The organism is Methylorubrum pseudosasae (assembly GCF_029504475.1).
GTDB lineage: Bacteria > Pseudomonadota > Alphaproteobacteria > Rhizobiales > Beijerinckiaceae > Methylobacterium > Methylobacterium extorquens.
Genome location: NZ_JAQGDU010000002.1, coordinates 4,565,383 through 4,579,808, shown reverse-complemented (window position 1 = coordinate 4,579,808; position 14,426 = coordinate 4,565,383). Strand labels below are relative to the sequence as shown.

Below are 14,426 nucleotides of genomic sequence, written 5' to 3'. Positions count from 1 at the left end.
ATCCCGGCGGCAGCGCTGAGGGGCTTGTGATGGTGGCCGGCGGCTTGCCACGTCGGGGGAGGGCAGGCAACCCGCCGCACGCGGAGAGCGGCTTCAGATTCCGCCGGCGATATCGATGAACTCGCTCATCGCCACGAGCTGGTCCATCGAGCGCGCGGGCTCGGCGCAGCCGGCCGCACCGACGACGCGCGCCGGCACGCCGACGACGGTGGTGTGGGCCGGCACCGACCGGAGCACGACCGAGCCGGCCGCGACCCGGGCGCAGGCCCCGACCTCGATGTTGCCGAGGATCTTGGCGCCGGCGCCGATCATCACGCCGCGGCGGATCTTGGGGTGGCGGTCGCCGCCATGCTTGCCCGTGCCGCCGAGCGTCACCGCGTGCAGGATCGAGACGTCGTCCTCGATCACCGCGGTGGAGCCGATCACGACCCCGGTCGCGTGGTCGAAGAACACCCCGCGCCCGATCCGGGCGGCCGGGTGGATGTCGGTCTGGAACACCTCCGACGACCGGCTCTGCAGGTAGAGCGCGAGGTCGCGCCGGCCCTGGCCCCAGTACCAGTGGGCGAGGCGGTGCGCCTGGATCGCGTGGAAGCCCTTGAAATAGAGCAGCGGCTCGAGCGCCCGGGTCGTCGCCGGGTCGCGATCCATCACTGCGAGGATGTCGGCGCGCATGCTCTGGCCGATGCGAACATCGTCCTGAAGCGCTTCGTGGAAACCGTGGGCGACGAGTTCGCTCGAGAGCGAGGCGTGGCCGAGGCGGGTGGCGACGCGATGCGCCACCGCCGCCTCCAGGCTCGGATGGTTGAGGATGGTCGCCACGAAGAACGAGGCGAGCTGCGGCTCGTCGCGCACCACCGTTTCCGCCTCGGTGCGCACGCGCGTCCAGAGCGGATCGACGATTCCGGCGATGCCTTCGCGCCCGGAGGCCGGGCTGAGCGACGGACTGGCGGACATGCATTCCTCCTCGACAGCGTGGGCTGTCCATCCGGCTTGAGGCCGCGACGTGCCCGCTTCCGGCAGCGTGTTCGCGCCGCCCCGCACGGCCTCGCCGAGGCGCCCGTGAGACGGGTTATGTCGCCGGGCGGGGCGTGGAGTTACGACGCGTATCGCGAAAAGAGCGCGGAAGAGAAGCGTCTTCGCCCGCGCCGGGTCAAGCCCTACAGCTTGGGGCGATCCCGCGCCGCATCAAGGGGCCGGGTTACACCCTGCGGCGGATGGCGCCGCAAGGCTGCGATCACGCGGCCGGGCGACGCCCACCGGTGTCGTTGCCGCTGAAGCGGGTCTCGATCACTTCGATCAGACGCTCGGCCATGACCTCGACCGGCACGTCGGAGGTGTCCACGACGGCGGAGGCGCGGGCATAGAGCGGCTCGCGGCTGAGCAGCACCGCGCGCAGATCCTCCAGCACCGAGGCCGGATCGCCCTTGCCCTCGACATGGCCTTGGTCGCGCACCCGCTGAAGATGCTCTTCGGGCCGGGCCTGAAGCCAGATCGTGTAGAAGGAGGAGAGCAGCAGGTCGTAGGTCAGCGGCTCGGCGACGATGCTGCCGCCGGTGGCGAGCACCATCGGCCCCGGCTGCTCGGCGAGGCCGCGCAGGGCCTTCTGCTCCAGCCGGCGATAGCCTTCCTGGCCGTAGATCGCGAAGATCTCGCGCACCGACAGACCGTTCTCGCGCTCGATCTCCGTGTTGAGCTCCACGAAGCGCCAGCCGAGATGGGCCGCCGCCATCCGACCCAGCGTCGACTTGCCGGCACCGCGCAAGCCCACCAGCGCCACGCGCCGCCGGATCGTCCGCGATTCCGCGCCAGTCGAGCCCGCAAGCGCCGATTTGGCCAAGGCGATCTGGTCAGGGCTGGCCTGATCGAGCAGGTCGCGGATGACGCGCCAGTCGGACGAGGCTTCCTGGGTCGCGACGAGATCGTCGAGCCGCATCCCCATCGCATTGGCGACGCGCCGCAGCAGGATGATCGAGACGTTGCCCTGGCCGCTCTCGAGCTGGGCAATGTAGCGCTCGGACAGGCCGGAGGCCTGCGACAGCAGCTTGCGCGACAGCCCGCGCACCGTCCGCGCGTGGCGCACGCGCCGGCCGAGTTCGTTGAGGAAGCTCGCTTCTTGATCGGCCGCGTCGGTCATGGCCCCACTCACTTCATCGTCCTTTCCGACGCCCGCCTCGATCCGCATCCATGCCGAACAGTTCCGGCGAGGCCTCGACCTCGCGCCTGGAACACCATCCGCTCGTCCGGAGACCCGAACGAGAGACGTCCGCTGCAACCCGCGGGCCAAAGCACGCGGATACGGCGGGGAAGGCGCACATCTGGCGACTGGCGAGCTGCGGTGCAACCCATCGCACGAGCTTAGCATCCATGCGAACTCGCCGCTGGATAACATATGCTATGCTGCAATGCGAGAGGCGCAGTTGGGGAAAACGCTTATCTGCCAACGTCAGACCCTCAAATAGGGTGCACCTGAACGGGTTCGTCCGGACGCCGCGCACCATGCTCCGGCTGCCCTGTGGACAACGGTTCCGGCGAGCTGAACCCATTGAGCAGCCTCGCAGAGTCGGGCTGAGTTTTCTGGTCGCGCCGGGTGCGAGCCTCATCCTCGTCGGTGTGGCAGGTGTCGAAGATTGCTGCATTGCGGCCTGAGTCGCACCAGCGGGCGAGGTTGGCGCCCCCACCGTCCGCCGATCAGTACGTTCATGAAGTTGTTCGGGTCGCCGTTCTCGCTGGTCCAGCGGTAGACCATCATGGTCGATTTGCCGGCGTGGACGGTGAACCGCAGCGCGGACGAGGCGACTCATCGTGCGTCCGCTCCAGTCGGCCGGCGGGCCGTGCCCGGCCACTCGGTGCCGCCGGGCACCCGCGGGAAGTCCAGGCGCACGAGGGTGCCGTGCTCCGGTGCGCTCTCGACGGCGATGCGGCCCTGGAGCTTGGCCGTGACGAGGTTGTGCACGATGTGCATGCCGAGCCCGGTGCTGCCGCGGGAGCGGGCGGTGGTGAAGAACGGGTCGAAGATCCGCCCGAGATGCTCTGGCGCGATGCCGCTGCCGTCGTCGCTCACCTCCAGCCGCACGAGCGCTCCGGGCGTCGAGACCCGCACCGTGATGGTTCCGGGCCGCTCGGCGCCGGCAAAACCGTGCACGACGGCGTTGGCGACGAGGTTGGTGACGACCTGCGCGAGCACGCCGGGATAGGTATCGAGGACGATGCCGGGCGGGACCTCGCAGCGAATCCTGTGGCCGCCCTTGCGCAGCATCGGCTGGAGGCTCGCGAGTAGTTCGCCGAGCCAGATATCGAGGTCGAAGCTCCGGCGCTCGTCGCTCGCCCGGTCCACCGCCACCTGCTTGAAGCCGTGGACGAGGTCCGCGGCGCGGGTCAGGTTCGCGCAGAGCAGTTGCGCTCCCTCGCCGACCCGATCGACGAAATGGGTCAGGCGCGAGCGCGAGAGCGTGCCCGCCGCGACCAAATCCTGAAAGGTCCGCGTCTCGTCGCGCACCAGCGTCGCAGTGGTCAGCGCGATGCCGAGCGGCGTGTTGATCTCGTGGGCGACGCCGGCCACGAGCTGCCCCAGCGAGGCGAGCTTTTCCACGCGGATCAGGTCGTCCTGGGCCTGGCGGAGATCGTGCAGGGCGGTGTCCGCCTGATCCTTGGCCCGCCGCAGCGCCCGTTCGCGCCGGCCGATCTCGGTCACGAAGAAGTTCGTCGCGCGGGCGATGTCGCCGAGTTCGTCCGTGCGCTGCGTGCCCGAGAGCCCCTCCGCCTTCGGGTCGGCGGCGAGCGCGATCATGTCGCCCTGAAGCTGGCGCAGCGGCACGAGGATCGAGCGGGCCACCGCCAGGGCGACGAGGGCGCCGAGCAGCAGGCCGATGGCCGCCCCGGCGAGCAGGAGCCGGCCGAGGAAGGTGCCGAACCGGTCGGCATCCTCGACCGCGTCGTCGTTGAGGTCGCGGGCGGCCTCGCTCAGGCCGGCGGCGAGGCCGTCCATCTCGGCAATCATCGCGTTCTGGCGCTTGAGCCCGTCGATCGTGGTGGCGAGCCGCGCGCGCCAGCCGTCGATGGCTTCGATCATGTCGGATTGGATCAGCGGCGAGATCGGCAGGGCAGAGGCGCTCGCCGAGAGCCGCTCGCCCTCGCCGAGCATGGCGGAGACGGCCTCCGCATCGCGCCGCGCCAGAGCCTCGGCGGTGCGCTGGCCGAGCTTGAGCGTGGCGATTCCGATATTCTGCGTCGCCTGCTCGGTCGCGTTGGCCTCGCCTGCGGAGGCGAGGAGCTGCGCCACCGCGTCGTCGAGCATGCGCTGCTCGGAGGTCGCGATCTTGAGCCAGCGCTCGCCCCATTCCGTCAGCCGGTCGCCGGCCGCCGGCTCCGAGGCGGTCAGCCCCTCCGCCTCCGTCGCTTCGGTCTCGCGGGAGGTGGCGCGCAGGGCCGCCGCGAGGTCGCGGCCGGCATGGACGAGGCGGGTGCGCTCGGAGTGCGCGGCTTCCTCGCCGCGTTGCCGGGCAAGCGCGCCTTGCCACGCGGCGGCCAGCACGGCGTTGAGCCCCGCCACGACGTCGCGGGTCGCGCGCAGCCGGTTCACTTTCCCCGTCATCGTCCAGGCAAGATCGACGTTGGCAGCCTGCTGGCGCTGGCGCGCCTGTTCGGCAAGGTCGGTCAGGCGGTTCGCGCGCTGTCCCATCTCGGCGATGAGGCCGTCATTCTCGCGGGCGACCGCCGAGAAATCCCGCATCCGCGCCACGTAGCGGCTGAGGGATTGGCGCGCCGCGGCGGCCCGCTCGGCCTGGCTCCGGGTGCGGGCCTGATTCTGAAGCGCCTCCAGGCCGCGTCCGGCTCGGGCGGTCAGGTCGAAGAACCGCGTCTCGATCGCCGCGCGCGCGTCGGCGCGGGCGGAGACGGAATCGTCGCGGACCATCCGCGCCAGGGTGAGGTCGTGATAGACGCGGGCGGCGAGCAGGGCGCCGGCTCGGGCCCGCTCCCCCTGGGCGAGCAGGAACCAGCCCGCCGCCGCGATGGCCGCGGCGACGAGGATCGGGACACCGCCGACCAGGGCAATCTTCCGGCCGACCCGCATCCTCGCCCCGTGGCGGGCTCCCTCGGGAGCGTTCTTCGTCGCAGCGGGATCGTCGCCGGAAACGCGTCGCCGGACAAGGGCGTCGCGCCGGTCTGGATGGGGGCGACGGACCGCGCTACCCTTACGCGCCTGCCGGGGCCGTGTGGCGCCGCTTACGCACCGGAGCCCCCCGGCCGCCGGAGGTGCCGAAGCGCCCTTCCTTGGTCGGCGTCGTCGGGACGGGCCGGCCGTCGCGCCCGCCCTGCTGGCGCCCGTGCAGGATCTCCCGCAGGTTGGCCAGCGTCTCCGCCGAGGCCTCCAGATCCTCCTTCGAGAAATGCGGCATGGCGGCCCTCCTCAACGCGCGGTGAGAGCGATGATGCGGACCTTGCGCCCGTCGGCGGCACACGCCGCCGGTTGGTAGGGCCACGCGGCGGCACAGGGGGCGGTCGTCGATGTTTCGCCCTTGAGCGCCGTCGCCTTGGACGCCGAGGCTTTGGTAGCTATCGCGGCGGGCGCCTGGATGGGCGCTGCGGACAAAGCCGGCTTCGGGCCGGCGGCGGCATCCGTCGCGGCCAAGCCGGCGACGAGGCCGGCGGACAAAACCGCGCTCGCGGCGATCATGGAAACCAATCCCTGCATGACATCCTCCCGCGGCTTTGCCGTCGTTGATGGGAGTGCTTGTAGGCAGGGGGCATGTCCGGCGTTTTGCGTCGCCCGTCACAGGATCACGGGATCAGGGGCGATTGTTGCGTCTCGCAGCCGCCGACGAAACATTCGGGGGCCGGACGGCGCTTTCAGTCGCCTTCGGGGCGGAAGATGTAGCCGAGGCCGCGCACGGTGCGGATGTAGCGCGGGTTGGCCGGGTCCGGCTCCACCTTCTTGCGGATGCGGTTGATTCGCACGTCGATCGCCCGGTCGAACGCGTCCGGATCGCGGGCGTCGGCGAGGTCGAGCAGCCGCTCGCGCGACAGGGCCCGCTTCGGATGGTCGGCGAAGGCCTTGAGGAGATCGAATTCCGAGCGGGTGAGCGGTTGCTCCACGCCCGCATCGTCGCGCAGGCGCAGGGCGTCGAGTTCGAGCCACTTCGTGCCGAACCGAACCGTTCGCGTCGGTGCCGCGGCTTCGGGCGCCGCCGCCTGCGGAGATGCCGGCGCGACCTGGGCCCGCCGCAGCACCGAGCGCACCCGGGCGACGAGTTCGCGCAACTCGCAGGGCTTGGGCAGGTAATCGTCCGCGCCGAGTTCGAGCCCCACCACCCGGTCGATCGCACTCGCCGTCGCCGTCAGCATGATGATCGGAATCGGGCTTCGCGCCTTCAGATCCCGCACGATGGAGAGGCCGTCCTCCTCGGGCATGTTGAGATCGAGCACGATCAGGTCCGGCGTCCGGATCTGGAGATGCGCCCGCAGCGCCCGCCCGCCCTCGCACAGGGCCACGTCGAAGCCGTGCAGGCGCAGATAGTCGCCGACCATGGCGCGGGCATCGGCCTCGTCGTCCACGACGGCGATGTGGGGGCCGCTCGCCGTCATCGACCCGCGCCTGTCCAGTCCGGCGGAAGGAATTGGATGGTCACCTCGATCGTCCCTCGAATCGGAAAGGCACTTTCGGCCAGCCTCGACAGCTTTCGCCCTCACCATGCCCGATCCGGCCTAGCTTGGCGACACCATGGGGACGGCGATCAACGGATCTTGGCGGGCGAGCCGCGCCGAACTTGTGCACGATCATTGAAGCCGCCCGACGTCGAGCAGCGGGGCATGTGTTGAGACCGCTCGCCTTTCGATACGATTTCGTCGCAAGATTTCGCTAAGCATCGCGGTGTGTGCTTTCGAATGGCGTCACCGCTCGCGCCGCTGCATCAAGGGCGGCGTGAGCGCATGCGTTACGCTGATTCGGTCGGCGGATGCATGCGGGCGACCTCGAAGACCGCGGAAGGCCTTCACGCGATGAACGACGACGACTGGCTCGAACTCATCCCCGACGAGGCTGCGGAAGCGCCGACCCGAGCCGGAACCTGGACCATCGCGGTGGTCGACGACGATCCGGCCGTCCACGAGGGCACCCGCTACGCGCTCGCCGGCTACAGTCTCGACGGGCGTGGCCTCGACATCCTCTCCGCCTATTCGGCTCAGGAGGCGCGGGCGCTGCTCGCCGAGCGGCGCGACATCGCCATCGTGCTGCTCGACGTCGTGATGGAGACCGACGATGCCGGACTGAGGCTCGTCGATTACATCCGCCGGGAGCTGAAGGAGGAGACCGTCCGCATCATTCTGCGCACCGGCCAGCCGGGGCAGGCGCCGGAGCGGCGCGTCATCGTCGATTACGATATCAACGACTACAAGGCGAAGACCGAACTCACCGCCGACAAGCTCTTCACCAGCCTCACCGCGGCGCTCCGCGCCTACCAGCAGCTTCGCAGGCTCGACGAGACCCGGCGCGGCCTGGAAATCATCATCGACGCCGCGCCGATGCTGCTCGACCACAAGTCGATGCAGCGGCTCGCCGAAGGGGTGCTGACCCAGGTCGCCTCGCTCCTCAATGTCGATTGCGCCGGCATCCTGGTTCTGCGCGAGAGCGAGGATGCCGCCGACCGGCGGGAGGGCGGATTCTGCGTGTTGGCAGGCTCGGGGCTCTATGGCGGCTATGTCGGGCGCGACCCCGGCTGGCCGCTCGATCCCGGCATCCAGCCCCTGGTCGAGCAAGCCTTCGCCGCGCGCTGCCACAACTTCGGCGACAACCTCTCCACGCTCTATGTCCAGACCGCGAGCGGCAGCGAGATCGTCGCGCTGATCGACACCGACCGCCCGCTCTCCGACACCGACCGGGCGCTGATCACCCTGTTGGCGGGGCGTCTCTCGGTCGCCTTCGACAACGTGATTCTCTACGAGCGGCTGCAGCGCGCCAACGTCACCTTGGAGCAGCGGGTGGTCGAGCGCACCGCCGAGCTGATCCGGGCCAACCGCCGCCTCGACATGCAGCGCTCGGACCTGCGCCGGGCCAACAGCCTCAAGACCGAGATTCTGGGCACCATCGCCCACGACCTGAAGAACCCGCTCTCGGTGATCCTGGGCCGCTCCGAGATGCTGACCGACCTGATCGGCCTCGATCAGGGGGATGCCTCCGGCGCGGAGAAGGCGCAGGCGGCGATGCTGACCCAGGTCGAGCACATCCGCGCCTCGGCCACGCGCCTGATCGACATGATCGACAGCCTCATGGCCGACGCCATGAACGACGCCCTCGACATCACCCTGCGGCGGGAGCCTGTCGATCTCGCCGGCCTCGCCCGCGAGGTCTGCGAGGCCAACCGTCCGCTCGCCGAATCGAAGGGCCAGAGTCTGGTGATGGATCTCGCCGGCCCGCTGACTCTCTGCGGCGACGCCGAGCGGCTGCGCGAGGCCCTCGACAACCTCGTTTCGAACGCGATCAAGTATTCCTATCCCGGCGGCGCGATCGCGGTGAGCGTGCGGGAGGAGGGGGGCGACCTCGTCTGCGCGGTGGCCGACCAGGGCCCCGGCCTGTCGCCGGAGGATGCCGGCCGGCTTTTCGGCCGCTACCAGCGCCTCTCGGCCAAGCCCACCGGCGGCGAGGGCTCGACGGGGCTGGGCCTCTCCATCGTCAAGCGCATCGCCGAACTCCACGGCGGCCGCGCCGAAGCGTTTTCCGACGGACCGGGGCAGGGGGCCGAGTTCGCGATGCGGTTTCCAAGGGAGGCGGTGGGGGTGCCTTAGGGGCGAAACCGGGCGGCTTGGTCAGGCGGGGCGCTCCCTGCCGCCCAGAGCGACCATCAGATCGAATCGATGGCGCTGTCGGGGGCTAAAGCGTGTTCATGCCAACAATGCAGAACCCATGTCCGAAAGGATCGCTGCAGAACGCAACGGAGAGAAAGCCTGGCACGCGGTGCACCTGTTCTGATCTGGCGCCATTCGCCAAAGCGCGCCCGAGCGTTCCTTCGAAGTCATCGACACGGAAATCGACGTGAACCGGTGTCCAATGGCGCTCATACCGGCGGAGGTCGTTGCTTCCCGGCGCCGGTGATGATCCGGCCGGTTTCGCGAGAAGCCCGATCGTCGCATCGCCCGATGCCAACGTCGCGTAGCCGGGATGAGGCCGCGCCGTTTCGACGAACCCGAAGACCTCACCGAAGAACTTAAGACCCTCTTCGATCGACGGGACGTCGATGGAAACCGTCACCTTCATGTCAGCCATTCCCATCGCTTGTCCGCCGACCGGCCTATGCGGAGCTCAATGCGTATCGCGCATCAGGTCCTGATCCGGCCAGAACCTCTCCTTCCCTATGAGTTTTGTCACGGGAGGAGGCGCACCGAAGCTCCACGCGGGCCGACCGGAACGTCAGAGCGCCGCCTCAGCGAAGGCTGGTAAAGACCTCGCCGGCGTCACGCGGTCGCCCTTCGTCACGACGATCCGGTCGGCGGCCGAAATCTGCTTGGTCATCTCCGGCCGGCGCGTGATCTGATCCGCGGCGTTGAACGCATCGACGGTCGCCACGATGGTGCCGGGGGCGAGGTGGTGGGAGAGCACGGGATCGGCCCGAAGGGTCGAGAGAATCGGGAACGGGTGAGCGAGTCCGGTGGACTCGATCACGAGCCGGTCAAAGGCCGGCACGAGGTCGCGCGCCCGCTTCGACAGGAGGTCGCGCAGCGCCTCCGACAGCAGGCGTCCGGATCGAACGGCGATGACGGTTGCGTCTCGTCCGGCGTCCTCACTCTGGGGACGGGGTCGGACTCTTCCGGAACGGACCGATCAGGCGCTCGTACGTGGCTTCGGCGGGACCGTAGCTGCTTCCCGCGAGGTCGCACAGCATCCCGCGGTCGCGGACGGTGATCAGGGCACGCTTGGCCTGGATCGCGCCGTAGCCTTCGAGCGCCTGGATCGCCAGCGTCACGGTCGATCGCTGCGTCGCCAGCATGATCGACAGGAAATCGTGGGTGAGCGAGAGATCGTTGCCCTCCAGCCGGTCGTGCGCCATCAGGATCCAACGAGCCAGCCGCTCTTCGACGGAGTAGGCGCCGTTCGACATCGCCGTCTGGCTCACAGTCATCATCACCGTATGGGTGTAGTGCAGCAGCAGCTCGTGCAGGGCGGGGCTGCTCCGGAGAGCATCGCGGAACGCCTCGGCCCCGATCCGCAGCCAGGGGCCGCCGACCTGGACCAGAAGCTCGTGCGTGGCGCGATCCACGCCCAATACGCTGGCCGTGCTGACCATGCCCTCGGAGCCGAAGCAGCCGACTTCGATCCGCCGCCCCTCACCGGTGACGGCGACGTTCGACGACAATCCGGCTTCCGGAAAGTAGACGAAGTCCAGCGGATCCCCGACGGACCAGAGGATGTCGCCTCTTTGAACCTGGACACGCTCGAACTGCGGCAGGAGCTGTTCCAGCTCGCTGGGTGGCAAAGCCTGAAGCAGGCGATTTCGTGGTGATGATACGCCCATCGCTGGTTCAAGCCCCTCTCGCGTTCTTACGGAAACGCGAGCCCGGAACTTTGAGTTCGATGCCCCGGACGGCGCACGGGCCGCGGCAACCGGCCGATCGAGCGGAATTCGGGTTGGGACGGTGGCGCTTCGGGCAAGGAGGCGGCGTGCTTCAGGCCGATGTTCGGCCTGCCAAGCCGTGCCATCATCCTTGCACCGATGCCTCGGCCGGCAGCGATGCGCGGGCGGGAGCCCTTCGCCGCCCGGCCCGGCGGCGCAGCAGGTAGAGCGTCAGCCCGGTCGCGAAGAAGCCGGGGAGCACGAGCGCCGCGAGGCAGAACAGCAGGGCGACGGGCGCGCCGAAGAAGCGCCCGCGATGTACCTCCAGCATGTTGTCGGCCAGCCGCGGGCCGAGGGCCGCGTCGGCGGCGCGCTTGTCGGTGAGCCCGGCGCCGGTGCGGGCGTCGTAGGTGGCCTCGTTGCGCAGGTTCGAATCCGGGGCGTACCAGCGGATGCGGATCGCCGCCGCCGCCGCCTCCGGCCCCGGCAGGGACAGCGTCGCGAGGGAAGCCGTGTGCGTGGCCGAAAACTCCGCCCAGGCGGTGTCGATGGCCGATGTGCCCTCCGGAATCTTGCTATCGGGGGGCTTGCCGCCCGGCGCGCGCTCAGCGGCCCGCGCCGGGAGGGCTTGGCCCGTCAGAAGCCATGTCGCACCCGCGCGGTACCAGTCATAGGACCACCACAGGCCCGACAGGGCGCTCACCGCGTAGACCGGCAGCAGCCATGTCCCGGCGACCGCGTGCAGCGACCACCAGCGGGCTCGGCCGGGCCGGGCGAGGTTCGGCCGGAGCCAGACCCGCCAGCGGTGCCGGCCGGGCCAGCGCAGATACAGCCCGCTGCCGAGGAAGACGAGCAGCGCGATGGCACAAGCGCCGGTGGTCGTGCGGCCCCAGCCCTTGCCCTCGCCGGGAAGCAGCAGCCAGCGGTGCAAATCCCGCACGGTGGCGAAGAACGCCTCGAGCCGCACGGGGCCGAGCACGGTCCCTTCCGTGGGGTCGGCGTAGACGGGCGGAGGCCGCCCGCCCGCCCGGTCGCGGGCAAACCGCGCCACGGCGCTCTGAAGGGGATCGCCCGACAGGGTCAGTGCGGAGACCCGCTGTCCCGGAAGCTGTGCCTCGATCCGTGCCGCCAGGGCCGAGGGCGTGAGCGGCGGCCGGTCCTGCGCCGCCGAGATCTGTATCCGGTCGCGGTTGGCGAAGGCGGTGATCGCCTCCTCGTAGCTCATCAGCGCCCCCGTGAGGCCCATCAGCGCGAGCACGAGCCCGGCGGTGAGGCCGAGCGCCCAGTGCAGGCGAAACACAACGGTGCGGGCGGGAGAGAAGGCTGACGGCATGAGGCTCTGAAAACGATCATTCGGGTCGGCGTTCGGTTCCCGACGGGGCGTCCCTCAGTAGCGCGCCGTCAGGCTGGCGAGCACGGTCAGGGGCGCGCCGGGCTGGTTGTTGAACTGGTTGAATGGCTGCTCGATGTAGCGCCGGTCGGTCAGGTTGCGGCCGTTCACGGCGAAGCGCCAGGTCGGGTCGATCTCGTAGAACACGGTCGCGTCGAGGCGGGCATAGGCGCCGACCTTGTAGGTGTTGGTGATGTCGCCGAAGCGCTCGCCGACATAGGTGAGGCCGCCGCCGAAGCCCCAGCCGTGCAGGGGGCCGCCCTGGAACTGGTAGGTCGACCAGACGCTGGCGCTGAAGACCGGCGCCGCGGGCAGGCGGTTGCCGATGGCGATGGTCGCATCCTTCGTGACCTCCGCATCGAGATAGCCGATGCCGCCGATGATCTTCCAGCCCGGCAGGATCTCGCCGGCGATGTCGCCCTCGAACCCCTGCGAGCGCTGCTCGCCGGTGATGATCGAGAAGCCGGTATTGACCGGATCGGAGGCGGCGACGTTCGTCCGCAGGATGCGGAAGGCGGCCGCACTCACGGTGAGCCGGTCGGGGATCAGATCGAAGCGGGCGCCGACTTCCACCTGCTCGCCGGTCTCCGGGGGTGGGCTCGCGACGTTGAGGACGTTGGCGGTCTGCGGCACGAAGGAGGTGGTGTAGCTGCCGTAGAGCGTGAGCGGCTCCAGCGGCCGCCAGACGAGGCCGACCCGCGGCGAGACCCCGGTGAGGTTCTGCTCCGGCGGAATCGTCCGCGTGGTCGGCGTGCGCTGGAAATAGAGCTGGTCGGCCGTATCGAAGCGCACGCCGAGCACGAGCTGCAGGCCGGGAAAGAACTCGATCTGGTCCTGCATGTAGAGGCCGAACAGGCTGAGCTTCTGCCGCAGGTCGCTCTGCAGGGTGAGCGTGCCGATTTGCGGCACCGAGCCCCGGATCGGGTTGAGGAAGGAAACCGAGGTCGCCGCCCCCTGCGTGGTGAACGGGTGGCGGAAGCCATCCACGATCTCGAAACCGGCCAGAGCGGTGTGGCGGAAGCCGAACGGATCGATGAAGCGCCCGAGCGCCTCGGTCCGGCTGTCGATGGAGTGATAGATCGAGTCACCCTCGGTGAGGCGCCGCGCCACCGTGGTGCCGGCGGCGTTCACGCCCGTCGCCCGGGTCGCCAGGAGATTGAACGACCCCCACTGGCCGTTGATCGCCTGCCGCAGAGTCAGGTTCTCGTTGACGTCGTGCTCGGCCAGCAGGGTGATCGTGTTCGCCTCACCGTAGTAGCGCGACCACGGCTCGCCGTAGAAGCGGCGGACGTTGTCGAGCGGCACCCGGCCGCCAAAGGCGATCAGGCCCTCGTCGTACTGGTTGTGCTGCCGGGTGAACTCGGCGTTGAGGTAGACCCGCGTCGAGGCATCGGGCGTCCAGACGAAGGCCGGCGCGAAGAAGTGTCGGGAGTTTTCCGGGCCGCCGAAATCGCGGAAGGTCGCCTCGTTCTGCGTGCCGAAGCTGAAGCGGGCGGCAAGCCCCTCCACGCTCGGGATCGCCCCCGAGACCGAGCCCTGCACCCGCCGGAAGCCGAACGAGCCGCCCTGAACCGTCAGGTCGGCCGACGGCGTGAGGGTCGGCTGGCGGGTGACGATGTTGATCAGCCCGCCGGGGTCGCCCTGGCCATAGAGCACGGAGGCCGGGCCTTTGAGCACCTCGATCCGCTCGACATTGGCGAGGTCGCGCTGCGTCGGCTGAAAGGCGTTGGCCGGGTTCAGCACCAGCCCGTCGATGGCGTAGGTCTGGGTGCGGAAGCCGCGCAGGATGTAGGTGTCGGAGCGGCCCTGGATCGTGCCCCCCGGCTGGACGTTGCTGACATTGGTGAGCGCGTCGGTCAGGCGCACATTCTGCTGATCGACCAGAACCTCGCGCGGGACGACCTGGATCGATTGCGGCGTGTCGCGCAAAGCCGTGTCCGTCCGCGTCGCCGTGGCCGAGCGCGTGGCGCGGTACCCAACGACGGGACCGCCCGCCCGCTCCCCGGTGCCCGTGACCGAGAGTTCGGACAAAACAGCCTCGGCGCCCTCCGGGGGGACGGTTTGCGCCTGGGCGCTGAGCGGGCAGAACAGGGCGAGGCCGAGCAGAGCGCGTGAGCCGGTGATGAGCGCGGCCGATCCCGGTGTGACGGGACGTCGTCCCTGCACTGCGTTGCTCATCGTCGTTCCGATTCGAGGGCCGGCTCCACGGAACCAACACGGCGCGTTTACATATGCGGGTTTGCAGGCCGCAAGCGTATGCTTGTTTATTTTGTGGGATTTGTTCGATGGATGGCATGTCGTTGCGGCAGAACAACATTTTATTCCAAGTCTAAAGTCGAAACGAAAGTGCGTCGGCTGCATGGCCGGGAAGTCTTCGCTCGAACGGGACCCTGCGCCGCCGATGTCCGGGCTGTTCGGAGGTGGCCTTGCCGCAATGGAGCGCCGCTCGCGCCCCGCGCGCTTTCGTGTCACCAATCGCCTCTACAATCCTTGCG

The 14,426-nt window shown here is 69.4% G+C and carries 12 protein-coding genes; 1 reads left to right on the top strand and 11 read right to left on the bottom strand.

Going from position 1 to position 14,426, the window contains the following annotated elements; translation table 11 throughout:
• Positions 1-93: 93 nt before the first annotated feature.
• The 6 genes from cysE to M2437_RS22675 form a co-directional block, all read right to left on the bottom strand.
• Positions 94-954: a serine O-acetyltransferase gene (gene cysE, locus M2437_RS22700; RefSeq protein WP_003604165.1), complete on the bottom strand. Its 861-nt coding sequence runs from the start codon at positions 952-954 to the stop codon at positions 94-96.
• A gap of 280 nt (positions 955-1,234) precedes the next feature.
• Positions 1,235-2,182, bottom strand: coding sequence for a helix-turn-helix transcriptional regulator (locus M2437_RS22695; protein ID WP_265245336.1), 948 nt, complete (start codon positions 2,180-2,182; stop codon positions 1,235-1,237).
• A gap of 615 nt (positions 2,183-2,797) precedes the next feature.
• The gene (locus M2437_RS22690) at positions 2,798-5,071 is read right to left on the bottom strand and encodes a sensor histidine kinase (protein ID WP_253388747.1); all 2,274 of its coding nucleotides are present in this window, start codon (positions 5,069-5,071) and stop codon (positions 2,798-2,800) included.
• Between the two features lie 121 nt (positions 5,072-5,192).
• On the bottom strand, positions 5,193-5,396 hold the full coding sequence (locus M2437_RS22685) for a hypothetical protein (RefSeq protein ID WP_012253609.1): 204 nt from the start codon (positions 5,394-5,396) through the stop codon (positions 5,193-5,195).
• Positions 5,397-5,407: 11 nt separating this feature from the next.
• On the bottom strand, positions 5,408-5,674 hold the full coding sequence (locus tag M2437_RS22680) for a hypothetical protein (RefSeq protein WP_253388746.1): 267 nt from the start codon (positions 5,672-5,674) through the stop codon (positions 5,408-5,410).
• A gap of 173 nt (positions 5,675-5,847) precedes the next feature.
• Positions 5,848-6,582, bottom strand: a complete 735-nt coding sequence (locus tag M2437_RS22675; protein ID WP_082290178.1) for a response regulator — start codon at positions 6,580-6,582, stop codon at positions 5,848-5,850.
• A 375-nt stretch (positions 6,583-6,957) separates the two neighbouring features.
• Here M2437_RS22675 and M2437_RS22670 point away from each other — a divergent pair, with 375 nt between their 5' ends.
• Positions 6,958-8,778: an ATP-binding response regulator gene (locus tag M2437_RS22670; RefSeq protein WP_253389662.1), complete on the top strand. Its 1,821-nt coding sequence runs from the start codon at positions 6,958-6,960 to the stop codon at positions 8,776-8,778.
• An 85-nt stretch (positions 8,779-8,863) separates the two neighbouring features.
• Here the strand turns inward: M2437_RS22670 and M2437_RS22665 are convergent, their stop codons facing one another.
• The 5 genes from M2437_RS22665 to M2437_RS22645 all read right to left on the bottom strand — a co-directional run bounded on the left by M2437_RS22665 (position 8,864) and on the right by M2437_RS22645 (position 14,109).
• Positions 8,864-9,247: a VOC family protein gene (locus M2437_RS22665; RefSeq protein WP_253388745.1), complete on the bottom strand. Its 384-nt coding sequence runs from the start codon at positions 9,245-9,247 to the stop codon at positions 8,864-8,866.
• 153 nt (positions 9,248-9,400) lie between these two features.
• Entirely contained in the window at positions 9,401-9,709 is a 309-nt protein-coding gene (locus M2437_RS22660) for a GTP-binding protein (protein WP_277570422.1), read from the bottom strand.
• Between the two features lie 61 nt (positions 9,710-9,770).
• Entirely contained in the window at positions 9,771-10,502 is a 732-nt protein-coding gene (locus M2437_RS22655; RefSeq protein WP_012253614.1) for a Crp/Fnr family transcriptional regulator, read from the bottom strand.
• A gap of 184 nt (positions 10,503-10,686) precedes the next feature.
• Positions 10,687-11,874: a PepSY-associated TM helix domain-containing protein gene (locus M2437_RS22650; protein ID WP_253388743.1), complete on the bottom strand. Its 1,188-nt coding sequence runs from the start codon at positions 11,872-11,874 to the stop codon at positions 10,687-10,689.
• A gap of 54 nt (positions 11,875-11,928) precedes the next feature.
• Positions 11,929-14,109, bottom strand: a complete 2,181-nt coding sequence (locus M2437_RS22645) for a TonB-dependent siderophore receptor (protein WP_253388742.1) — start codon at positions 14,107-14,109, stop codon at positions 11,929-11,931.
• Between the last annotated feature and the right edge of the window lie 317 nt (positions 14,110-14,426).

Bases quoted from the DNA above. Each gene is read 5' to 3' on its own strand.
- cysE (WP_003604165.1), bottom strand. From the start codon at position 954: ATGTCCGCCAGTCCGTCGCTCAGCCCGGCCTCCGGGCGCGAAGGCATC.
- M2437_RS22695 (WP_265245336.1), bottom strand. From the start codon at position 2,182: ATGCGGATCGAGGCGGGCGTCGGAAAGGACGATGAAGTGAGTGGGGCC.
- M2437_RS22690 (WP_253388747.1), bottom strand. From the start codon at position 5,071: ATGCGGGTCGGCCGGAAGATTGCCCTGGTCGGCGGTGTCCCGATCCTC.
- M2437_RS22685 (WP_012253609.1), bottom strand. From the start codon at position 5,396: ATGCCGCATTTCTCGAAGGAGGATCTGGAGGCCTCGGCGGAGACGCTG.
- M2437_RS22680 (WP_253388746.1), bottom strand. From the start codon at position 5,674: ATGATCGCCGCGAGCGCGGTTTTGTCCGCCGGCCTCGTCGCCGGCTTG.
- M2437_RS22675 (WP_082290178.1), bottom strand. From the start codon at position 6,582: ATGACGGCGAGCGGCCCCCACATCGCCGTCGTGGACGACGAGGCCGAT.
- M2437_RS22670 (WP_253389662.1), top strand. From the start codon at position 6,958: ATGCGGGCGACCTCGAAGACCGCGGAAGGCCTTCACGCGATGAACGAC.
- M2437_RS22665 (WP_253388745.1), bottom strand. From the start codon at position 9,247: ATGAAGGTGACGGTTTCCATCGACGTCCCGTCGATCGAAGAGGGTCTT.
- M2437_RS22655 (WP_012253614.1), bottom strand. From the start codon at position 10,502: ATGGGCGTATCATCACCACGAAATCGCCTGCTTCAGGCTTTGCCACCC.
- M2437_RS22650 (WP_253388743.1), bottom strand. From the start codon at position 11,874: ATGCCGTCAGCCTTCTCTCCCGCCCGCACCGTTGTGTTTCGCCTGCAC.
- M2437_RS22645 (WP_253388742.1), bottom strand. From the start codon at position 14,109: ATGAGCAACGCAGTGCAGGGACGACGTCCCGTCACACCGGGATCGGCC.